The organism is Aromatoleum sp., assembly GCF_035254505.1.
Lineage (GTDB): Bacteria > Pseudomonadota > Gammaproteobacteria > Burkholderiales > Rhodocyclaceae > Aromatoleum.
Genome location: NZ_DATFAO010000084.1, coordinates 34148 through 54022, shown reverse-complemented (window position 1 = coordinate 54022; position 19875 = coordinate 34148). Strand labels below are relative to the sequence as shown.

Annotated in this window: 21 protein-coding genes; 7 read left to right on the top strand and 14 right to left on the bottom strand. The window is 66.8% G+C overall.

Annotation, left to right across the window (positions count from 1 at the left end; all coding sequences use genetic code 11):
• Window positions 1-39 precede the first annotated feature (39 nt).
• Entirely contained in the window at window positions 40-855 is an 816-nt protein-coding gene (gene kce / locus VJ673_RS16780; RefSeq protein WP_324127295.1) for a 3-keto-5-aminohexanoate cleavage enzyme, read from the top strand.
• Window positions 856-933: 78 nt separating this feature from the next.
• On the opposite strand, the gene VJ673_RS16775 is transcribed toward kce, so the two are convergent.
• A complete protein-coding gene (locus VJ673_RS16775) occupies window positions 934-1359 on the bottom strand; it encodes a PAS domain-containing protein (protein ID WP_324127294.1) in 426 nt (141 codons plus the stop codon).
• Between the two features lie 121 nt (window positions 1360-1480).
• Between VJ673_RS16775 and hmpA the strand changes: the two genes are divergently transcribed.
• Together hmpA and VJ673_RS16765 are read left to right on the top strand one after the other, a co-directional pair.
• Window positions 1481-2695, top strand: a complete 1215-nt coding sequence (gene hmpA, locus VJ673_RS16770) for an NO-inducible flavohemoprotein (protein WP_324127293.1) — start codon at window positions 1481-1483, stop codon at window positions 2693-2695.
• Window positions 2696-2737: 42 nt separating this feature from the next.
• Window positions 2738-3331 carry an HD domain-containing protein gene (locus tag VJ673_RS16765; RefSeq protein WP_324127292.1) on the top strand — a complete coding sequence of 198 codons (594 nt, stop codon included), beginning with the start codon at window positions 2738-2740 and terminating at the stop codon, window positions 3329-3331.
• A gap of 17 nt (window positions 3332-3348) precedes the next feature.
• Here VJ673_RS16765 and VJ673_RS16760 read toward each other — a convergent pair whose 3' ends face one another.
• From VJ673_RS16760 to madL, 10 genes are read right to left on the bottom strand one after another with little or no spacing between them, the layout of a single operon-like run.
• Entirely contained in the window at window positions 3349-4338 is a 990-nt protein-coding gene (locus VJ673_RS16760; RefSeq protein WP_324127291.1) for a bile acid:sodium symporter family protein, read from the bottom strand.
• Window positions 4335-5282: an ACP S-malonyltransferase gene (locus VJ673_RS16755; protein ID WP_324127290.1), complete on the bottom strand. Its 948-nt coding sequence runs from the start codon at window positions 5280-5282 to the stop codon at window positions 4335-4337. The genes VJ673_RS16760 and VJ673_RS16755 overlap by 4 nt, the downstream gene beginning before the upstream one ends.
• Window positions 5279-6154, bottom strand: a complete 876-nt coding sequence (mdcB, locus tag VJ673_RS16750; RefSeq protein WP_324127289.1) for a triphosphoribosyl-dephospho-CoA synthase MdcB — start codon at window positions 6152-6154, stop codon at window positions 5279-5281. Before mdcB ends, VJ673_RS16755 begins: the two co-directional genes overlap by 4 nt.
• Window positions 6155-6170: 16 nt before the next feature.
• Entirely contained in the window at window positions 6171-6875 is a 705-nt protein-coding gene (gene mdcG / locus VJ673_RS16745; protein ID WP_324127288.1) for a malonate decarboxylase holo-[acyl-carrier-protein] synthase, read from the bottom strand.
• A gap of 9 nt (window positions 6876-6884) precedes the next feature.
• The gene (gene mdcE, locus VJ673_RS16740; RefSeq protein ID WP_324127287.1) at window positions 6885-7616 is read right to left on the bottom strand and encodes a biotin-independent malonate decarboxylase subunit gamma; all 732 of its coding nucleotides are present in this window, start codon (window positions 7614-7616) and stop codon (window positions 6885-6887) included.
• On the bottom strand, window positions 7613-8527 hold the full coding sequence (locus tag VJ673_RS16735; protein WP_324127286.1) for a biotin-independent malonate decarboxylase subunit beta: 915 nt from the start codon (window positions 8525-8527) through the stop codon (window positions 7613-7615). Before VJ673_RS16735 ends, mdcE begins: the two co-directional genes overlap by 4 nt.
• Window positions 8524-8835 (bottom strand): malonate decarboxylase acyl carrier protein, encoded by a 312-nt coding sequence (mdcC, locus tag VJ673_RS16730; RefSeq protein ID WP_324127285.1) that lies wholly within the window; start codon window positions 8833-8835, stop codon window positions 8524-8526. Before mdcC ends, VJ673_RS16735 begins: the two co-directional genes overlap by 4 nt.
• Window positions 8836-8844: 9 nt before the next feature.
• Window positions 8845-10506: a malonate decarboxylase subunit alpha gene (mdcA, locus tag VJ673_RS16725; protein WP_324127284.1), complete on the bottom strand. Its 1662-nt coding sequence runs from the start codon at window positions 10504-10506 to the stop codon at window positions 8845-8847.
• A 47-nt stretch (window positions 10507-10553) separates the two neighbouring features.
• Window positions 10554-11315 (bottom strand): malonate transporter subunit MadM, encoded by a 762-nt coding sequence (madM, locus tag VJ673_RS16720; RefSeq protein ID WP_324127283.1) that lies wholly within the window; start codon window positions 11313-11315, stop codon window positions 10554-10556.
• A 19-nt stretch (window positions 11316-11334) separates the two neighbouring features.
• Window positions 11335-11736, bottom strand: coding sequence for a malonate transporter subunit MadL (gene madL, locus VJ673_RS16715; RefSeq protein WP_324127282.1), 402 nt, complete (start codon window positions 11734-11736; stop codon window positions 11335-11337).
• A gap of 298 nt (window positions 11737-12034) precedes the next feature.
• On the opposite strand from madL, the gene VJ673_RS16710 reads away from it, so the two are divergent.
• Complete coding sequence (locus VJ673_RS16710) at window positions 12035-12727, top strand: GntR family transcriptional regulator (protein WP_324127281.1); 693 nt, start codon at window positions 12035-12037, stop codon at window positions 12725-12727.
• A gap of 102 nt (window positions 12728-12829) precedes the next feature.
• Window positions 12830-13546: a PA4824 family protein gene (locus VJ673_RS16705; RefSeq protein WP_324127280.1), complete on the top strand. Its 717-nt coding sequence runs from the start codon at window positions 12830-12832 to the stop codon at window positions 13544-13546.
• Window positions 13547-13564: 18 nt separating this feature from the next.
• On the opposite strand, the gene VJ673_RS16700 is transcribed toward VJ673_RS16705, so the two are convergent.
• Together VJ673_RS16700 and rocF are read right to left on the bottom strand one after the other, a co-directional pair.
• Window positions 13565-13789 (bottom strand): DUF3079 domain-containing protein, encoded by a 225-nt coding sequence (locus VJ673_RS16700; protein WP_324127279.1) that lies wholly within the window; start codon window positions 13787-13789, stop codon window positions 13565-13567.
• Window positions 13790-13961: 172 nt separating this feature from the next.
• A complete protein-coding gene (gene rocF, locus VJ673_RS16695) occupies window positions 13962-14894 on the bottom strand; it encodes an arginase (protein ID WP_324127278.1) in 933 nt (310 codons plus the stop codon).
• Window positions 14895-15234: 340 nt separating this feature from the next.
• Between rocF and VJ673_RS16690 the strand changes: the two genes are divergently transcribed.
• Both VJ673_RS16690 and VJ673_RS16685 read left to right on the top strand, forming a co-directional pair.
• Window positions 15235-16137, top strand: a complete 903-nt coding sequence (locus VJ673_RS16690; protein ID WP_324127277.1) for a DMT family transporter — start codon at window positions 15235-15237, stop codon at window positions 16135-16137.
• 431 nt (window positions 16138-16568) lie between these two features.
• Window positions 16569-18158 carry an ATP-binding response regulator gene (locus tag VJ673_RS16685; protein WP_324127276.1) on the top strand — a complete coding sequence of 530 codons (1590 nt, stop codon included), beginning with the start codon at window positions 16569-16571 and terminating at the stop codon, window positions 18156-18158.
• 25 nt (window positions 18159-18183) lie between these two features.
• Here the strand turns inward: VJ673_RS16685 and VJ673_RS16680 are convergent, their stop codons facing one another.
• Window positions 18184-19866, bottom strand: a complete 1683-nt coding sequence (locus VJ673_RS16680; protein WP_324127275.1) for a sigma-54-dependent Fis family transcriptional regulator — start codon at window positions 19864-19866, stop codon at window positions 18184-18186.
• Window positions 19867-19875 lie beyond the last annotated feature (9 nt).

The following is a 19875-nucleotide window of genomic DNA, read 5'->3' as shown; positions in this document are numbered from 1 at the left end:
GCTCAGGCCGAACCGCATCTATGTGCGACATTATTGAACATGGAAAAACTGATCATCACCGCGGCGCTCACCGGCGCCGAAGTCACGCGCGCGCAGCAGCCCGCGCTGCCCATCACGCCCGACGAGATCGCCCGCGCCGCCGAGGAGTGCGCGGCGGCCGGTGCGTCCATCGTCCATGTCCATGCCCGCTACCCGGACGGCACACCCACTCAGGACAAGGCGATCTACTCAGAGATCATCGAGAAGGTGCGCGCGCGCTGCGACGTGATCGTGCAGGTGTCGACCGGCGGTGCCGTAGGCATGACCGCCGCCGAACGCCTAGCGCCGGTGGAGTTGCGGCCCGAGATGGCGACGCTGTCGATGGGCTCGGTGAACTTCGGCGACGATGTGTTCCTGAACCCGCCGTCCGAGATGGAGCACTTCCTCCACGCGATGAAGGAACTGCGCGTCAAACCGGAGTTCGAGATCTTCGACGCCGGCATGCTGCACAGCCTGCAGCGCTGGCTGAAGAAGGGCATCGTGACCGGCCCGGTGCACGTCGACTTCGTGCTCGGCGTGCCCGGCGCGATGGCCGGCACGCCCGAGTCGCTGATGTTTCTGCGTTCTCAGCTGCCGGCGGATGCGACGTGGACGGTCGCCGGCATCGGTGCCGCGCAGCTGCCGCTCGGCGCGATGGCGATCGCGCTCGGCGGGCATGTGCGTGTCGGCTTCGAGGACAACGTCTGGTATCGCAAAGGGGAGCTCGCGACGAGCAACGCCCAGCTCGTGGCACGCATCGCACGGATCGCGCACGAGATGGAGCGGCCGGTCGCGACGCCGGACGAAGCGCGGGAGATTCTCGGTATCGCGCGCTGACGGCAGGCCCGCTCAGGCGGGCCTGGCCGGTAGTTCCTCGACCCTTCTCGCCTCACCCCCTCATCGGCCGGGACTCCCTCAGGGATTCATCGCCCCGCGCGCCGCCTTTTCACGCTCCACCCGATCGGTGACATCGCGTGCGACCGCGACCGACCCTACCGCCGCGCCAGCCTCGTCGGTGACGAGCGCGAAGCTCATCTCGACATACAGCCGGCTCCCCGAGCGGTGCAGCGCACGCGTCAGCGTCGGCCGGCCGTGCAGGCGGGTCGCGCCGCTCTTCATCGCAGCGTCGAAGCCGCGCCAGTGCGCGGCGCGCAGGTTCTCGGGAATGATCAGATCCAGTGACTGGCCGAGGGCCTGCGCTGCCGAGTGACCGAACATCGTCTCCGCCGCCCGGTTCCACCGTCGAACGATGCCGTCTCGGTCGGAGTAGATCAGCGCCTCGGCCATCTGGTCGAGGATGCGGTCATCGAGGGGGAGGGTGTCGTTTGCCTTGTCTTCCATACGAGGTCTCCTGGGTTCACGTCACTCGATCGTACCCCCGACTTGCAGCCGTAGGGACTAGCGTGTACGCTCGCGCTCACAAAGATGTATAAAAAATGAATCTTATAGGAAATCACCCCCAATGGCTTCGAAACGCACGATCGAACTGGTCCAGGCAACCGTCCCTGCGCTGCAGGCTCACGGTCTCGCGCTGACCACCCATTTCTACACCCGGCTCTTCACCCATGAGCCCGAACTGAAGAACATCTTCAACCTCGGCAACCAGGCGGGCGGGAAGCAGCAACAGGCGCTTGCACAGGCCGTGCTCGCCTACGCGCAGCACATCGAGAACCCGGCGGCGCTCGCGCCGGTCGCGTCGCGCATCGCACACAAGCACGCGAGCATCGGCATCCACGCGGGGCACTATCCGATCGTCGGTCGCCACCTGCTCGCGTCAATCCGCGAAGTGCTCGGGGCGGCGGCGACCGACGAGATCATCGCCGCATGGGGAGAAGCCTACGGCGAACTCGCCGACGTGCTGATTGCCGCCGAGGCCGAACTCTACCGCGCATCGGCGACCGAACCCGGCGGCTGGAATGGCTGGCGCGAATTCGTCGTCGAGCGCAAGGAAGCCGAGAGCGAGCTGATCACCTCCTTCTACCTGCGTCCGGCCGACGGCGGCGCGCTGCCGCCCTTCGTGCCAGGGCAATTCGTCAGCCTCGTGCTGTACATCCCCGAACTGGGCTATGAGCAGATCCGCCAGTACAGCCTGTCCGAAGCGCCCAACACCGGCTACTTCCGCATCTCGGTCAAACGCGAAGGCAACGACCCGCAGGGCGTCGTGTCGAATCGCCTGCACGACGCGGTGAATGCCGGCGACCGCGTCCGCCTGTCGCCGCCCTACGGCGACTTCTATCTCGACGAGGAGCGGGATACGCCGGTCGTGCTCGTCAGTGGCGGCGTCGGCCTGACGCCGATGATCAGCATGCTGAACGCGCTCGCGCAGACGAAGCGCCGCGCGATCTTCGTGCACGGCGCGCGCAATGGCCGCGTGCATGCGCTCAAGGGGCACGTCGAGCAGCTCGCTGCCGAGCACGCGCACGTCGAGCATGTCGTCTTCTACGATGCGCCCGATGCGACGGACGTCGCCGGCCGCGACTACCACTTCGAAGGTGTCGTCGATCTCGATCGCGTGCGCGACCGGGTCGAGCTCGCCGATGCCGACTATTACCTCTGCGGTCCGCTGCCCTTCATGATGAAGCAGCGCGATACGCTGCTCTCGTGGGGCGTGCCCGCCGGGCGCGTGCATTACGAAGTCTTCGGGCCCGACCAGATCGTGAGCGCGCCCCAGGGCTGATAGACTCTGCCGCCCCCGCAGCCTGATGGAGACCGCAGCATCGTGAACCTGCCTGACCTCGAACGGCAACTCGCCTTCCTGAAGGAAATCGACCGGCTGAAAAGCATCGTCCGCCTGACGCCGCTGATCGACCGCTCGCGCCGCGAGAACAGCGCCGAGCATTCCTGGCACCTCGCGATGTACGCACTGGTGCTCGCGGAGCACGCGGCCGGGACGGTCGACGTGCTGCGCGTCGTCAAGATGCTGCTGATCCACGACATCGTCGAGATCGACGCCGGCGACGTGCCCTTTCACGTCCCGGCGACGCACGAGGGGCAGGCCGAGCGGGAAAGGCTCGCCGCGGAGCGCCTCTTCGGTCTGCTGCCGGACGCGCAGGCGGCCGAGTTCCGCGAGCTGTGGTTCGAGTTCGAGGCGGCCCAGAGCGACGACGCGAAGTTCGCGAAGGCGCTCGACCGCTTCCAGCCGATGCTGCACAACGCCGCGACCGAGGGCGGCACCTGGGTCGAGTGCGAGGTGACGCTGGAGCAGGTCGAGTCGCGCTGCCGGCCGCCAATCGAGCGGGGCTCCCCCACGCTATGGACGGTCGCGGCGCAGCTTGCCGAAGAGCATTTCCGCGGGGCGTCGCAGGAAAGCTGATCGACGCGTCGTTGGCGTCAACGCGAAGCGCCTGCGTGCGTGACGCGCGCGTAGCGTCGTGCGAGGTTGGCGCAGACCAGCAGTTGAACCTGATGATAGAGCATCGCCGGTAGCACGATCATTCCGAGTTCCGGGCGCGATCCGAACAGCAGCCGCGCCATCGGAATCCCGCTCGCGACGCTCTTCTTCGAGCCGCAGAACACCGCGACCACCTCGTCGTCCAGCGTGAAGCCGAAGCGGCGGGCGGCGAAGCAGGTCAGCGACAGCACGCCGGCGAGGATCGCGACACATAGTCCGAAGGCCTGAAGCACGGCCACCCAACCTTGCCCGGACCACAGTCCGGCGGCCGCCGAATCGCAGAACGAGCTATAGACGATCAGCACGATCACCCCGCGATCGACGCGATTCACCGCCGACTTGTGATGCACAAGCCAGGCGTGCAGGTGCGGCCGCAGGAACTGGCCGGCGATGAAGGGCAGCAGCAATTGCACCGCGACGCCGAGGATCGCCTGTCCGATGGGCATCGACGCACCGGTCGCATGCATCCACTGGCTCACGAGCAAGGGCGTCACGATGATGCCGATGAAGTTCGACAACGTCGCGTTGAACACTGCCGCGCCGACGTTGCCGCCCGCCATCGCCGTGAAGGCGACCGACGAGGAGATCGTCGAGGGCAGCACACAGAGAAAATACACGCCGGTGAGCAGCGCCGGCGCGACATGACCGTCCAGCACGAAGGCGAGGACGGTGCCGATCACCGGGAAGAGCACGAAGGTGCAGGTCTGCACGAAGAGATGCAGCCGCCAGTTGCGCATGCCGGCGACGAGTTTTTCGGGGGCGAGATTGGCCCCGTGCAACAGGAAGACCAGCGCGATGCCGAGGCCCGTCACCGTCCCGAGATGCAGGGGCCCTTCGGAGCGTCCGATGCCCGGGGCGAGCAGCGCGAGCGCCACGGCGCTCAGCATCGCTGCAAGAAATCCGTCGATGTGCACGGGGCCCAGCTTCATTGATGTCTCTCCAACCATTCGCGAAGTCCGGCGGCCGAGCCGAACTCCTCGGCTCCCCGTGCGGTGACGCCGGCTTCGCCCATTTCCAGCAACTTCGCGAGATCGTTGCCGGGGCCCAGTTCCAGCGCCAGGTCCACGCCCAGCGAGGCGAGCGTTTCCTGGCACCAGTCCCAGTGTAGCGGCCGGGCCAGTTGGGCTGGAAGGCTGGCCAGCGCGTCGCTGCGTCGACGCAACACGCGGCCGTCGATGCCGGCGAGGACCGGCAGTGCGGGATCGCGGAGCGACGAGGCGGCAAGTGCGTCGCGGAAGGGTTCGACCGCGTCCGCAAGCCAGCGCGTGTGGGATGGCACCGTGACCTGCAGACGCTTGAGGTCTGCGTGCTGCACGGTCGGGTCGGCGACGAAGGCGTCGATGGCGGCTTCCGGCCCGCCGAGCACGAGATCGCCGCCCGGGCGGTGGATCGCGATCTCGACGCCATGTGCAGAGATCGCCCGCTCGCGTGCTGCTCGCATCGTTGGCGTGCTACGGCCTCGCCACAGGAGCATGCAGCCTTCGCCGGAGCCGCTTTCGAGTCCGGCTGCGAGCCCGTCCATCAGTTTGGCACGAAGGCGCACGAGCTGCAGCGTCTGCGCCGCGTCGAGCGCGCCGGCGACGTGCCACGCGAGCACTTCACCGAGGGAATAGCCGGCGACGACGGCCGGCTGCGGGACGAGCGGTGCGACTCGCGCCCAGTTCGCGATCTGGTACAGCGCGATCGCGAACTGCGCATTCGCATTGGTGAAGATCTGCTTCGTCTCCAACCCGCGCCACCAGGCCGAAACGTCCTGCCCGAGCACGTCGCTCGCGAGCGCCCTGAGTTCGGCGCAGTCCGGCGCGCCGAGGACCTCATCGAGCATCGCGCAGTGCTGGCCGGCTTGGCCGGAGCAGAGGATCGCGAGTTTCATTGGCTGTCGCGATCGAGCTGATGGGCGAGCCATGTCGCAGCGACCAGGTCCGCGCTGCCACCGGGACTGAGGTTGCGCGCGACCATCCAGCGGTGGATGGCGAGCAGCCGTTCGCGCCAGTCGCACTGCAGCACGCCACCGGCGCTGTTGAAGGCGGACGCCGCCTGCTGCACGTCGCGCAGGCCCGCTTCGCCGCCGCGCCACAGCAGGTTCGTGTCGGGAAGCTCGGCCATGAGTGCCATCAACGTGCCGACGAGCGCCTGCTCCTCGTCGACGCCGAGCGCGAGGAGATGGCGCAGGGCAGGGAGGCCGATCTCGTAGACGTCGGGAAAGCCCGCGGCCGCTTCCTCGCGCGCACCCCCGACCCCGTAGCGCTGCCAGACGGCTTCCCCGTGCGACGCAGGCGCCGCGCCGCGCGAGCCGAGGATCGCCGCGCCCCAGCGGGCCGCAACGATCTCGCCGCTGGTCCGTCCTTTGAACCGCTTCGTCGTGCGCTGCAAGCCATCAGCGGCCGCGAGGAGGCCGAGATTGAAGATCGCGCCGCGATGCGTGTTGGCGCCGCGCGTCGCCTCGAGCATCCGTGCCTCTGCCGCGATCGCGATGACCTGCAGGTCGGCGTAGTCGGCGTCACGCGCCCCCGCTTTGGCGATCTGGGCGAAATAGCCTTCGAGGGCTGCAATGCTGTCCACGAAAGTCGCGTAATTCATGTCCCGATGGCTGCCCGAATCCACCGGCGTCACGAGACCAGGCTTGGGCCACGCGTCGATCTCGTGCTTCAGAGCCGTTCGGCAGCGCGCGTCGAGCGCGAGCCACGGTGACGTGGTTTCGGGCCGGGCGAGGGGCTGCAGCAGAGGGGCGGCCAGGGTTGTCATGCACGACTCCGGAAGGTCAAGCGATGAATTCATCGAAGGGCGCTGGCCGGGCTTCGATAGGCGCGGCGCGAACGGTTGTTTCCTGGGTCAGCAGAAAGCCATCGGCGCTCATCAGGCAGACATCGTCGTCGGATTTCGCCAGAAGCTGCCCCCCTGCCGCGAGAGTCGTCGCCAGCTCGCGCCATGCGACGGCCCACCCGTTGAGCATGCGCAGTTCCCCGTCGAGGCGGGGAGGGCGGTCGCCGCAGGTCGAGAGGATGGCAAGTGCGACCTGCGTCTCGTTCGGACCTGCGCAATCGACGAGCAGATCTACGTCGCTACCCGGGCGCACGCACGCTTCTCCGGTGACGGCTTGTGTGACCAGCGACCCGTAAGCGCGAGCGAGGAGCCCGGCATCGTGAAAGGCGTGTGCGATTGCATGGAGCGGCTCGCGCCACGCCTCGGGCGCGGCCCGAACGACGCTTTCCAGCGCCGGTGGCGGTTCGTGCGCAACGATCGCGCTCTGCGGCGCGCGAACCTCGACCCGTCGCCGCGGACCGATGCCTGGCAGCGTGAAGCCGAGGCGCACGCCCGGTTGCCCGAACTGGCGGCCGACGACGAGCGGCAGGCCGCGCGCGATCCAGCCGCCCAGTTCCGCTCGATGGTCCTCGGTCACGCCGAGTTTCGCGAGCGGAAAGGCAGGATCGAGCCAGACGAGGTCGTGGCGGCGCAGTGCGCTCATTGCCGTCACTCAGGCCGCAAGCACGGTCGCCGCGACCTGCGCCGCAAGCGTCCGCCCACCGCGCTCGGCGCCGACGGCCGCACGACCGTCCGTCCGGGATGCCGAAAGCACGGCGTCGAGCGCCCCCGCCAGCCGCTCGTCCCAGTCCGCGCCACCTTCCGGCCACAGCTCGTCGACGGCCCCCATGCGCCAGTAGTTATCCGCTCCCGGCGCGAACACCGGCGACTCCTTCGCCAAGCCTTCGAGGCGGTCGAGCGCGATCTTCGTGACGCGCGACATCGCCCGCAGGTCCATCACCCGCACCTGCGCCCCGGGCAGCGCGCAGACGCGATCGGCGAGCATGCCGAAGGCGAGGAAGCCGCCCGACACGGCCCTGCCGTGGATCAGCGTCAGGATAGGATGGCCGCGCCGGCGCGCGAGATCCACGCAGCGCGCGACGTGCGCGAAGCAGCCGTTGAGCCCGAGCAGCTCCTCACGCCGCGACAGCTCCTGGCCCTCGGTGTCGGCGATGAAGACGATGGGGCGGGGCGTCCCGGTGCGCTTCGCATCCTCCGCGACGACCTCGAGGATCGCACCCGACACCGCGAGCGCGAGATCGCCATCGACGGCTGCAGAATCCCAGGTGCCGATCACTGCGACCGGACGGCCCGCGACTTCGGCACGACCGCGCACGAAGTGCCCATGGACCTCCACGCCGTGGCCGGCGCCGAACAGGCGATCGAAAACGATGACATCACTCATGACTGGACCTCCGCCTGCAAGCCGGCAAGCTGTGTGTTGAAGGCATCGGCGGTGAGCATCGGCACCGCCTGCGGATCGGGGAAACCGGCGCTGCGCCAGACTTCGAGCCCGTCGCGCGTCTCGGCAAAACGCTCGCGGCGCCGTTGCAGCCCTTGCTGCGCTGCCTGCAGCACTTCCAGGTCGTCGAGCGCATCACGCCCGGTGATGCCACGATCGAGGCAGGCGATCACGGCTTCGCGGAAGCTCGCCGCATCGTCATCGACCAGCCCCGTCGCCTCGCCCAGCGCACGTCTGAGCTTGCCGCCCGTCACGCGCCACACCAGCGAGCGGTCGCGCGAGTCGAACTCGCCGACGCCCTTCACCGTCTCGATCACCTCCGGGCCAGATAGCCCCAGCCGGCCTTCCTCGGACATCAGCACCTCGTCGCACAGCCGCGTGACGATCCCCATGCCGCCGAAGGCGCCGCACGATCCTCCCACGAGCGCGATCACCGGAATGCCCGCGGCCTGCACCGCGAGCACCGCGCGCATGATCTCGGAGATCGCGATCAGCCCGGCGTTCGCCTCATGCAGACGCACGCCCCCCGAGTCGACCAGCAGCAGCACCGCCTCCGGCTTGTCGCGCAGCGCGCGCTCAAGCAGCCCGCGGATCTTCGCACCATGCACCTCGCCGACGGCACCGCCGTTGAACTTGCCTTCCTGCGCCGCGAGCAGCACCGCCCGGCCGTCGACCGTCGCGCGGCCGACGACTACGCCGTCGTCGAAGCCGACCGGCGCATCGAGCCGTGCGAGGTGCGGACTCGTGAGCCGCAACTCCGGCGGGCAGAACTCGGTGAAGCTCGCTTCATCGACCAGCGCCGCGACGCGCGTGCGGGCGCTCGCCTCGAAATAGCTGACGCGCTTCGTCTTCATGGGTTGTCGCTCCTGCAGGTTTCGAAGGCCTGGTCTAGGCGCAGGCTGACGACGGCAGGGGTCGCGCCGGCGTCGTTGATCGCGATACGGAGTCCCCCCGCGGAATGGCGCTTGGCGAAATCGGCGAGCACCGCTTCCCAGATCTCGCGGAAGCCGTGCGCCGAGGTGTTCACCTCGATCGTGCAGGCCGCGTCGTCACCGCCGCGCTCGACCAGCACTTCCAGGTTGCCCGACGACACGACCCCGCACAGCGCGGTCCGTCGGGCGCCCGCCGGCTGGGCGGGCAGCTTGATTTCGAATCGTTCCACGTCAGGCTCCTACCAGTTGCGGAATTTCTTGGGCGGGTCGTAGAGGCCACCCGAGGCATGCACGAGGTCCTTGATGTTGCGGGCCGCGAGCAGGTCGCGCGTCGCGAGCCGCGGGTCGATGTCCAGGTCCTCGGGGCGGCGGATGATGCCCCGGTCGCGCAGGTTCTCGACGGCGCGGCGGTCGCGCGCCATGCCGACCGGCGTGTAGCCCGCGACACCGCGGATCGCCTGTTCGCGCTCCTCGGGCGTGCGGCACAGCAGCAAGTTCGCGATGCCTTCCTCGGTGATAATGTGGGTCAGGTCCTCGCCGTAGATCATCACCGGCGGGAGGTCCATCCCGGCGGATTCGGCCAGATCCCACGCGTCGAGACGCTCGACGAAAGCGGGCTCCATGTGCTCGCGGAAGGTCTCGACGATCTGCGCGACGAGCTTCTGGCCGCGCGGCATCGGGTTGTCGCCGCGCCCCTCGCGTCCCGCACGCAGCCAGGCTTGCGACGCATGACGTCGTCCCCGCGCATCGGCCCCCATGTTCGGCGCCCCGCCGAAGCCCGCGATGCGGCCCTTGGTCGCCGTCGAGCTGTTGCCGTTGAGGTCCAACTGCAGCGTCGAGCCGATGAAGAGGTCGCAGGCGTAGTGGCCGGCCGCTTGGCAGAACGCGCGGTTCGAGCGCATTGAACCATCCGGCCCGATGAAGAACACGTCCGGCCGTGCCGCGACATAGCGCTCCATGCCCACCTCGGAACCGAAGGAATGCACGGACTGCACGAAGCCCGCCTCGATCGCCGGGATCAGGGTCGGATGCGGATTCAGCGCCCAGTGCGTGCAGATCTTGCCCTTCAGGCCGAGCTCAGCGGCGTAGGTCGGCAGCAGCAGCTCGATTGCCGCGGTGTCGAAACCAATACCGTGGTTGAGCCGCGTGATGCCGTACTCCGCGTAGAGGCCCTTGATCGCGATCATCGCGGTTAGCACCTGCGTCTCGGTGATCAGCGCCGGGTCGCGCGTGAAGAGCGGTTCAACGTAGTGGGGCGTCGGTGCCGCGACCGTGAAATCGACCCAGTCCGCGGGAATGTCTACGCGCGGCAGCGTGTCGACGATCTCATTCACCTGGGCGATCACGATGCCGCCCTTGAAGGCCGTGGCCTCGACGATCGCCGGCGTGTCCTCGGTGTTCGGGCCGGTGTAGAGATTGCCGTGGCGATCGGCCGCCTGCGCCGCGACCAGCGCAACCTGCGGTGTCAGATCGACGAAGTAGCGCGCGAAGAGCTCGAGGTAGGTGTGGATTGCACCGATCGTGATGCGACCGCTCTCGACCAGCCGCGCCAGCCGCCCGGCCTGCGGTCCCGAGAACGAAAAGTCGATCCGGGCGACCTGTCCGCGTTCGATGACGTCCACGTGCTCCGGCAGCGCCAGCACCGACTGCACGAGATGCAGGTCGCGCACCCTTGAAGGATCGGTTTGCACCAGCGCGCGCGACAGGAAGTCCGCCTGCTTCTGGTTGTTGCCCTCGACGCACAGGCGGTCGCCCGGTTCGATGACGGCTTCGAGCAACGCGACGATGTTCTCGGGGGCGACGTTGCGCCCGTTCGCGAGACTCGCCGCCCGCTCCAGGCGATGCGCACGGTTGCGCGCCCGCGTGTCCCAGGCGCGGCCCGGGGAATCGGCTAAGTACATGGTTTTCATCCGTGAGTTGTCAGACGGTGCGAGTCGGTTGGCGAGAATCAGCCCACCAGCGCCTTCGTCGCGAGAAACAGGACCGACGGCCCCATCAGGCAGCCCAGGCCGGTGTGGAAGGTCGCGACCAGGGCGCCGTAGGGCACCAGGCGGCGATCAGTCGCGGCCAAGCCTGCCGACACGCCACTGACCGTCCCGGCGAGCCCGCCGAAGACCATCGCGGAGCGCGGGCTGTCCAGCTTCATGAAGCGGGCGAGGGCCGGCGTGAAGACCATCACCATGATCGCCTTGATGAGCCCCGTGGCGATCGAGAGGGCCATCAGATCCGAGCCCGCGCCGATCGCGGCGCCGGTGACCGGGCCGACGATGTAGGTCACCGCGCCCGCACCGATGGTGGTCATCGAAACCGCGTCGGTGTAGCCCATGGACCACGCGACGCTCGCCCCGACGACAAAGGGGATGACGGTACCCAGGAACAGCGACAAGACCCCGATCAGGCCGGCCTTCTTCGCCTCGTCCACATGCACTTCGAAGGCCGTCGCGACGATCGCGAAGTCCCGCATCATCGCGCCGCCCATCAGACCGATGCCGCTGAAGATCTTCAGATCGGCCAGCCCCTTGCTGCCGCCCGTCTCCATGCCGCCCCAGTAGGCGAGGATCAGGCCGATGACGATGGCGATCGCGGATCCATGCACCCGGCCGAAAGTCAGGTAACGGGAAAGGTGCACCGACAGCCACATGATGATGCCGACGAAGGCGAAGGCCATCACCAGCGAGTTTTCGCGCAGTGCGTGTTCGATCATTTCCATGCTATTCGCTCCGGCTCACTCAGGTTTCGTCGGCCACGGTGCCGATTTGCCAACTGCTGTCCTGCGATTTCGGTCCGAGGCGGTTGATGAAAGCGATCACGGCGGCACAGAGGGTCACGGCGCCCAGCGCTGCCAGCAGCGCCACCGGGCCACCTTTCAATGCCGCCACGACGTTCTGCTGCGAGGCCATTGCGACGACCACCGGGATGTAGAGCGCCGCCCAGAAACCGACGCCCAGTTCAGTGGTTTCAGGCATCAGCCCGCGCTTGTGGAGGAATACCCGGGCTGCGATCAACAGCATCATCGCGATGCCGACGCCGCCGACATTGGCCTTGACCCCGATAAGACTGCCCAGCACGTCGCCGATATAGACGCCGAGCAGATGGCAGGCGGCGAGGATCGCCGTTCCATAAATGATCATTTGTCTCCTCCTGTATTTGAGATGCCCCTCGAGATCCGTCAGAGACTTGCCTTGGAAGCCAGTCCTCGGGCGGAACCCGGAAACCCTTGTCTGCATCCATCGTTGCGATGCGTGTATACAAGAATATAGAACAAGGATGCAAAGTCAACGTGTTCTGTATGATCTGCCGCTCGAGTTGGGCGCTTCCGGACCCTCCGGCAGCACCCATGAAACGTCAGGGCCGCCAACTGCCGTTGCCCTGTATACAGGATTGCTGGATCAAAATGCATGGAGGGAAGCTATGCATTACAATGCGCCCATGGACCACGAACAACCGACGCTCCGACGCTCCGAGGAACTCAGCGAAATCATCGAGGAGCAGATCGCGACCGGCATCCGTCAACCGGGCTCGCGCCTCGACGAACAGGAGCTCGCCGCGGAATTCGGCGTTTCGCGAACGCCGATACGCGAGGCCTTGATCCAGCTCGCGGCCGCCGGTCTCATCGACATGCGGCCGCGGCGCGGAGCCGTCGTTGCCGACGTCGGTCCGGCGCGCCTATGTGAAATGTTCGAAGTGATGGCGGAACTCGAAGCGATGTGCGGCCGCCTCGCGGCGCGGCGCATCAGCGCGGCCGAGCAGAATGCGCTGCAGGAGGCGCATCGCGCGTGTGAAGCGGCCCGTGACGCGCAGAACCCCGACGAGTATTACCGTCTCAACGAAGTCTTCCATCGCGTGCTCTACACCGCGAGCCACAACGAATTCCTGGCCGAGCAGGCAATCGCGCTGCATCGGCGCCTGCGTCCCTACCGCCGGCTCCAGCTGCGCGTGCGCAACCGCATGCAAACTTCCTACTCGGAGCATCAGGCCATCGTCGATGCCATCCTTGCCGGCGATGGCGAGCTCGCCGCGGAACGCCTGCGCGGCCACGTCGCCGTGCAGGGCGAGCGCTTCGTGGATCTGGTGTCTTCCCTTGCAGTCCTGAAGACGGCCACGCCGCAGGAAGCCGGATAGCGCTGGCTGCGTGCCCGTTCTGAAGATCCGTTCGCTTCCGTGCCCCCAGCCGCGCAGCTAGAATGCGAGCTCCCCGAGCGTTGGTCCGATCTGGAGTCTGGCATGCAAGGCAGGCAGCACCGTTTTTCCCCCGTCGCAGCCTTCGTCACCCTGTTGGCGGGCCTGCTGATCGCATCGCTCGCCCACGCCGAGGCGCCGATGAACGTCGATGACGCCGGCACGCTCGACAAGGGCGGCATGAAGCTCGAAGGCATCTGGAGCAAGGACGACCGCGCCCGCGGCGGCGAACTCATTTTCGGCTTCAGCCCCGTCGACGACGTCGAACTCGAAGTTGGCGCGGGCCGCGCCCACGACGGCAGCGCCCGTCCCGCCACGCGTTTCGAAGGCTTCGGCTTCGGCGCGAAGTGGGTGCCGTACCAGAACGAAAAGGGCTGGTCGCTCGGCGCCCGCGTGGACCTCGGCGTCACGCGCATCAAGGATCGCCAGACGCCCGACCGCTTCAGCGAACGCAACTACGCACTGACCGGACTCGCGTCCTATCGCTTCGAGAACGAGCAGGTGCTGCACCTCAATCTCGGCACCGAGCGCATTCGCGCCAAGGGCGACAGCGATACCGCTGGCACCTGGGGCATCGGCTACGAATTTCCTCTTACGGAAGACCTGCAGCTGACGGCAGAAACCTTCGGCGCCGAAGACGTGCGCCCGGACCGCGCCGTGGGCCTGCGCTACGAAATCCTGCCCGGCCTCAAGGTATCCGGTGCGATCGGGCGCGGCAACGACCGCAATTTCGGCCAGGCCGGACTCGGCTGGGAATTCTGATTGCGTTGATCTGGCCGGCTATGGGGAGGCCGGAGCCTGGCCTTCCGCCGGCTTTTCCTCTTCCTCCCCGGTCTCGATTCCCCAATCGCCATACGTGTACCAGTCCTCACCCAGCATTTCCGCCGGGTGCAAGGTACGACCGGATCCGTTGCCGCACGCGAGTGAGGTCGCCGGGCAGTACTTGTCGCAGCCCCAGCAGATTCGCTCGGGGTGCTTGGGATGCAGGGGAAATTTCTTGGCCATGGTCGGAGTGCTACACGTCGGTCGGGGTTAGGTGCTCGGCGGCTTCACTCATATAGTTGAGCGTTCCGCTCGGGTTTATGGGAATGCAGCTTACCCCGCTGCGTGCACAATGATTTGATCCAGGGCAAGAAATCGGAATTCCGGCGCGGGGGTCGCGGCCCCCGGCTTTCGTTCAGGGAGTATGCCGGTGCATCCGCATCAGCGTGCTCTTTCCGAACAGGCTTTCGACGAGATCGACGGCCAGTTCCGCCGTCATGTTGCGATGGTCGAGCGCCGGATTGAGTTCGACGATGTCGAGCGAGCCCAGCTGCTCGGTGTCGGCGATCATTTCCATGCACAGCTCCGCTTCGCGATAGGTCGGTCCTCCGCGCACCGTCGTGCCCACCCCCGGTGCGATCGCCGGGTCGAGGAAGTCGACGTCCAGGCTGACGTGCAGATGGGTGTTCTCGTCGATTCCCGCCAGCGCCTGCTCCATCACCGCCCGCATGCCCACCTCGTCGATGTAGCGCATGTCGAACACTTCGACCCCCAGCTCGCGCAGGAAGGTCTTTTCGCCCTCGTCGACGCTCCGGATGCCGACCTGCCGGATGTCGCAGGGAAGCATCGCCGGGGTATGGCCCCCGATCTGTGTGAGGGTTTCGGGGCCGTGGCCGCACAGGCAGGCGACCGGCATGCCGTGAATGTTGCCCGAGGGCGTCATCGTCGCGGTGTTGAGGTCCGCGTGCGCGTCGAACCACAGCACGCGCAGCTTCCTGCCGGTTTCCCGGCAGTGGCGCGCGACGGCGCTGATCGAGCCGATCGCGAGGCAGTGGTCCCCACCCATCATGATCGGGAGCCGCCCGGTCTGAAGTTCCGCGTACACCGCCTCATGCAAGGTCGCGTTCCACGCCTGCACCTCGGCCAGATGGCGGAAGCCGTTCACTGCCGGCAACTCGGGATTGTTCGGGCCGCTCAGGTTGCCGCAATCGAGGACATCGACACCAAAGGCGGCGATCGCCCGTCCGAGCCCCGCGACGCGCAGCGCCTCCGGTCCCATGCTCGCGCCGCGCACGCCCGCGCCGACGTCCGTCGGCACCCCGATCAGGCTGACATTCCGGTTGATCATGGTCCTCAGGCTCCCTCAGGATTCGGTTCAGGGATGTTACTTCTGGCGATCTCGTTGACGCGCACGGGCTTGTCCTTTGTTACAGCGACTGTGGGGGCGAATCTTGAACGACAGCCTTGTCAGACAGAATAATCAAACATGCATCAATACAGCCAGATAAATGGCAAAACGTCAGAGGTGGTTGCCATTTCGCACAAAACGCGCTTCTGCCCGTGACCGATTCCATTAAGATCGCCGCATTTGCCGGCCGGACGCTTCCGCAGTCCGGCGATTTTCAGCGAAGGATTGCAATGACCGGTTCGATCTCCGGGCGCCCGTGCCCGTTCCGTGGCGGCAGCCGATGAGGCGTACTCAGGCTAACGCGCTGCTGCTCGTAGCGGCACTGATCTGGGGAACCGCCTTCGTCGCGCAGCAAACCGGCATGCGCGACGTCGGCCCGTTCATGTTTACGGGCGCCCGCTTCCTCTTCGGCGTCGTGATCGTCGCGCCCCTGGCGTGGTGGGAGCTTCGGCGGCTCGCGCGCACCGGCGTGTGCCTCGATGCGCGTGACTTGGCGGCTGCCTGCCTGTTGGGCGCAGTCCTGTTCCTCGGCGCAGCCTTCCAACAGATCGGTGTCGGTGGGACCACGGTCAGCAACGCGGGCTTCCTGACCGTGCTCTACGTGCCGATCGTGCCGGTCGCAACTGCGCTGCTGCTGCGCGAACGGCTCCACTGGTCGGTCTGGCCGGCGAGCTTCGGCTGTCTCGCAGGAACGTGGATGCTCGGCGGCGGAGCGCTGTCGGCGCTGTCGGTCGGTGACCTGTGGGTGATCGCAAGTGCAACGTTCTGGGCTGCACACGTCATGCTGGTTGGCCGCGTGGCCGCGCGCAAAGGCGCGCCGATCGCGGTTGCGATGCTGCAATTCCTCGTATGCGGCCTGCTGGGGCTCGTTGTCGGCGGGGCGACCGAGGCGGTCAGTACGGACGCGCTCGTCCGCGCGCTGCCGTCGATCACCTACGCCGGCGTGTTGTCGGTGGGGCTCGGCTTTACACTGCAGGTCGTCGCGCAGCGCCACACCCAGGCCGCCGACGCTGCGATCCTGCTCAGTTGCGAGACGCTGTTCGCGGCACTCGCCGGCCGATTCGTGCTCGGTGAATCGATGTCGATGGAGCAGATGGCCGGCGGCGCGTTGATCTTCGCGTGCGTCATGGCGGTGCAGTTGCTGCCGCTGCTGCGGGTCCGGTTCGAGGCGTCGGCCTGCTGACTTCGTCGGCTTGCACGCCGTTCGCAATACCTGATCGCTTCATAAATTGACAATATGAGCATCGGCAGTAATCTATCGGCACCGAAATTTGCACAAGCGCTGCCGCGCCTGCCACTGGTGCGAGCAGGGCTTGATATTGTCATAAAATTACAATGGCCCCTCCCGGTATAGCGGTTTCTGACATCGAAGCGGAAGCACAGCGGCAAAAAACGGCACTGCTATTCCGCAATGCTGGAATCGCGCAAGCCGTCAACGTCGTCAACGGGTCCTTGCTTGCGTATGTAAATACGACGCTCCATACGACGCCCACGCTGGCCTTCTTGTGGTGGGCACTCCTCGTCGCCGTCGCCGCGGGGCGTTACGTGCTCGCGCGACGTTTTGCGGCCACCGCGCCGAATGCATTCGACGCGGTCGGCTGGCGCCATCGCTACATGGCCGCCACGGCGATGACCGCAGCGCTTTGGGGCGCGGGCGCGGTGCTTTTCAGCTGGAATGCGCCCGACGGCGTGCGCCTGTTCACCGGTCTTGTGGTTGCGGGCATGGTCGCGGGCGCCGTGCCGATCCTGGCGCCCGTGTCTGCCGCCTTCCGGATCTTCGCGTCGTTGGTCCTCGTGCCGCTGGCTGTCGTCCTGTCGCTGCAGGCCGACTCAGTGCTGCACTGGGCATTCGCGGCAATGGTCGTCATCTTTCTGGTGGCCGTGATGGCGAGCGCCACCTACCTGCACGAGTCGCTCGATTCCGCGATCCGTCTGGGGCTGGAGCGAGGCCGCATGGTCGAAACGCTCGAGAATGCACGTTCCGTCGCCGAAGGGGCCCTTGCCGAACAGAAAGGAGCGGAAAGGGCGCTGCTTGCCAATGAGGAGCGGTCGCGGCAGCAACTGGAAAAACTCGTCATGCAACGGACGGCCGAACTCGCGACTGCCAAGGTCGAGGCCGAGCGTGCCAACAACGCCAAGACGCGCTTTCTGGCGGCCGTCAGCCACGATCTGCGACAGCCGCTCTCCGCGCTCTCGCTCTACATCGGGACACTCGGAGGCAAGTCCCCGACCGTCGTCGATGGCCAGGTCGTGACCAACATGAAGAACTGTGTCACCAGCCTGAGCGGCATGCTCAGCAACCTGCTGGACCTGTCCAAGCTCGAGGCGGGCATCGTCACGGCAGAGCCCAGCGATTTCATGCTCGATGCCCTCATCGCCAACGTCGTGTCGTCACAGGAGCCCGAGGCGAATGCGAAAGGATTGCAGCTGCGCTGGGTCGTGCATCCGCTGATCGCCCGCACCGATGCAATCCTCTTCCGGCGCATCGTTGAGAATTTCGTTTCCAACTCAATCCGCTACACCGATACGGGTGGGGTGCTAATCGGTTGCCGGCGGCGCCAGGGAAAGATGTGGGTGGAGGTCTGGGATACCGGACTCGGCATTCCCGAAGACAAGACCACCGAGATCTTCGAGGAATTCCGGCAACTCGGCAATTACGAGAGAAACCGGGCCAAGGGCACCGGGCTCGGCCTCGCCATCGTCGCCAAGACTGCCGCACTGTTGGGCTTGCAGATCCGGGTTCGCTCCAGACTCGGCAAAGGGTCGATGTTCGCCGTGGAGATTCCGCTCGGCGAAGCGATCAAACCCGTGTTTAGCCACGAGTACGTGAACCGGCCGCTACGAATTGCCCTCGTGGAGGATAACGTCGAGGTTGCCCTGGCGCTGATCCACTCGCTGACGATTGCCGGCCACGAGGTGGTCGCGGCGGCTTCCAGGGATGAACTCTTGCCGCGCCTGGACTGCAGGGCGCCCGACATCGTGATCTCCGACTATCGGCTTGTGGGGCGCGAAACGGGTTTCGACGTCATTGCGTCCTTGCGGAGGGCCTTCGGCGACGATTTGCCGGCGCTCCTCATTACCGGGGATACCGATCCGTCCGTGATTCGCCGTATGGCTGCCCAGCGGATTCGCGTGCAGCACAAGCCGCTGGATTTCGACGCGCTGCAGTCGCGGATCGCGGACCTGGTCGCCGACCATCACTGACGGATCTCGTGCGCGGCGCCGCGTCTTACGCGCCGATGAGCTGATCTTCCTCGAAAAGCTCAGGCGGGACGTCTTCGGGGCATAGTTGTTCCGCTTCGTCCCCCATCAGTGCGAGGATCAAGGCGATCTGGTTGCGCAACTCGCGCAGGTTGCCCGGCCAGGCGTGGCGATGGAGCAGGGCGAGCGCTTCAGGGCGGATGTAGATGTGGCGTCCCGGTGCGGCCTGGCTCACGAAGCGCCGCACGAGGGCTTCGAAATCGCCGCGCTCGCGCAGCGGCGGCATCGACAGGATATGTCCGCCGTTGGCGTGGAAGTTCCGCAGATCCAGGTGACCCGCCCCTTCGAGCTCGACGATCGGCCGCCGCGTAGCGCCGACGATGCGTGCGCGCGATCCGTCGTTGGCGTCGAAGAGCCGTGCCTGCAGCGGCACCGGTAGCAGGTCGAATTCGTCGAGGAAGAGAATGCCGTTCGCGGCCTGGGTCCAGGCGATGTCCACCTGGTCCTCTCCGTCCGCGCCCGGCGCGAGTCCGCGGCAATCGACCCCGACGATCGGCGCGTCGGGCGAGGCGCAGTGATCCGCATGGAAGGCGCGAATCACGTAAGCCTTCCCGGTTCCCATCTCGCCTTCGACCAGCAGCGGTGTCGGTGCGATGGCGCATTCGTGGAGGAGGTTGATGATCTCCGCGATACGGGCGTCGCCGAGCGCCATGTCGCCCAGCCGCGAATTGCCGGCAGCGGGCGAGGGGCGTACAGGCGAGGGGCGTGCTGATGCAATCGGCGGCGGCGACGGTCGGCGTGGGCTTTCGGCTTGTGACGCGTGCGGCGGCGTTGTGTTGCGCGGTCTTCGTCGCCGGAGGCTGGCGCGGGCGACGAAGGTACGGCCGTCGAACGTTCGCAGCGGGAACGGAGCGTCGTCGGCGCGTGCGGCGTGCGTCACGATGTCGCCCCAGCGCGTCAGGAAGCAGTCTTCGCAGCTCCCCGATACGCTTCCTTCGGGCAGATTGAGCAGCGCTCGCGCGAGCCGGCTCGTCGCGAGCATGACGCCCGCTTCGTCGAACACCACCAGCGCATGCAGCGGCGTCGACAGGCTGTTGATGCCGGCCTGGAAGCGCAGCGTCAGGAAGCCGTCGTCGGCCGTCTCGATCAGGCGCTGCTCGATCAACTCGGCCGTGGTTCGCAGCAGCGCACGGGCGTGCGTCACGTTGGCGCGTGCGTCCGACGAAATGTCCAGGATGCCGAGCATGCCGCCCGTGGGGGCGAGGATCGGCGTTGCGACGCAGGCGAGGATGCGATTGCGTTCGAGATAGTGCTCGCCGCCGAGCACCGAGACGGTTTCCGCCGTCTGCAGCGCGGTGCCGATGGCGTTCGTGCCCATGCTGGCTTCCGTCCACTCTACACCGGGGCGCAGTGCGACGACGCTTGCGCGGTCGAGGAAATCGGTATGCCCGACCGCGCTCAGAATCATGCCGCCGCGGTCGGCGAGCAGCACGGTCGAGTGGGGGCTCGCGATCTGCGAATAAAGTCCCTCGATCATCGGCCGTGAGAAGGTCAGCAGCCGGTTGTTCGCCTCCAGCCGCTCCGTCAATTCCGCGTGCGCGACCGCCGTCCCGTCGACGGGTTCGTCGGGACGCAGGCCATGATCCTGGCTGCGCGCCCACGACGCGACCAGGGTTTCTGGAAGAAGAGGAGCCTTTGGAACAAGGGTCATGCGGAACTG

Bases quoted from the DNA above. Each gene is read 5' to 3' on its own strand.
- VJ673_RS16755 (WP_324127290.1), bottom strand. From the start codon at position 5,282: ATGAAACTCGCGATCCTCTGCTCCGGCCAAGCCGGCCAGCACTGCGCG.
- madL (WP_324127282.1), bottom strand. From the start codon at position 11,736: ATGATCATTTATGGAACGGCGATCCTCGCCGCCTGCCATCTGCTCGGC.
- VJ673_RS16700 (WP_324127279.1), bottom strand. From the start codon at position 13,789: ATGGCCAAGAAATTTCCCCTGCATCCCAAGCACCCCGAGCGAATCTGC.
- madM (WP_324127283.1), bottom strand. From the start codon at position 11,315: ATGGAAATGATCGAACACGCACTGCGCGAAAACTCGCTGGTGATGGCC.
- mdcA (WP_324127284.1), bottom strand. From the start codon at position 10,506: ATGTACTTAGCCGATTCCCCGGGCCGCGCCTGGGACACGCGGGCGCGC.
- VJ673_RS16735 (WP_324127286.1), bottom strand. From the start codon at position 8,527: ATGAAGACGAAGCGCGTCAGCTATTTCGAGGCGAGCGCCCGCACGCGC.
- VJ673_RS16680 (WP_324127275.1), bottom strand. From the start codon at position 19,866: ATGACCCTTGTTCCAAAGGCTCCTCTTCTTCCAGAAACCCTGGTCGCG.
- rocF (WP_324127278.1), bottom strand. From the start codon at position 14,894: ATGATCAACCGGAATGTCAGCCTGATCGGGGTGCCGACGGACGTCGGC.
- hmpA (WP_324127293.1), top strand. From the start codon at position 1,481: ATGGCTTCGAAACGCACGATCGAACTGGTCCAGGCAACCGTCCCTGCG.
- VJ673_RS16760 (WP_324127291.1), bottom strand. From the start codon at position 4,338: ATGAAGCTGGGCCCCGTGCACATCGACGGATTTCTTGCAGCGATGCTG.
- mdcE (WP_324127287.1), bottom strand. From the start codon at position 7,616: ATGAGTGATGTCATCGTTTTCGATCGCCTGTTCGGCGCCGGCCACGGC.
- VJ673_RS16705 (WP_324127280.1), top strand. From the start codon at position 12,830: ATGCAAGGCAGGCAGCACCGTTTTTCCCCCGTCGCAGCCTTCGTCACC.
- mdcB (WP_324127289.1), bottom strand. From the start codon at position 6,154: ATGACAACCCTGGCCGCCCCTCTGCTGCAGCCCCTCGCCCGGCCCGAA.
- mdcG (WP_324127288.1), bottom strand. From the start codon at position 6,875: ATGAGCGCACTGCGCCGCCACGACCTCGTCTGGCTCGATCCTGCCTTT.
- kce (WP_324127295.1), top strand. From the start codon at position 40: ATGGAAAAACTGATCATCACCGCGGCGCTCACCGGCGCCGAAGTCACG.
- VJ673_RS16775 (WP_324127294.1), bottom strand. From the start codon at position 1,359: ATGGAAGACAAGGCAAACGACACCCTCCCCCTCGATGACCGCATCCTC.
- VJ673_RS16690 (WP_324127277.1), top strand. From the start codon at position 15,235: ATGAGGCGTACTCAGGCTAACGCGCTGCTGCTCGTAGCGGCACTGATC.
- VJ673_RS16710 (WP_324127281.1), top strand. From the start codon at position 12,035: ATGGACCACGAACAACCGACGCTCCGACGCTCCGAGGAACTCAGCGAA.
- VJ673_RS16685 (WP_324127276.1), top strand. From the start codon at position 16,569: ATGGCCGCCACGGCGATGACCGCAGCGCTTTGGGGCGCGGGCGCGGTG.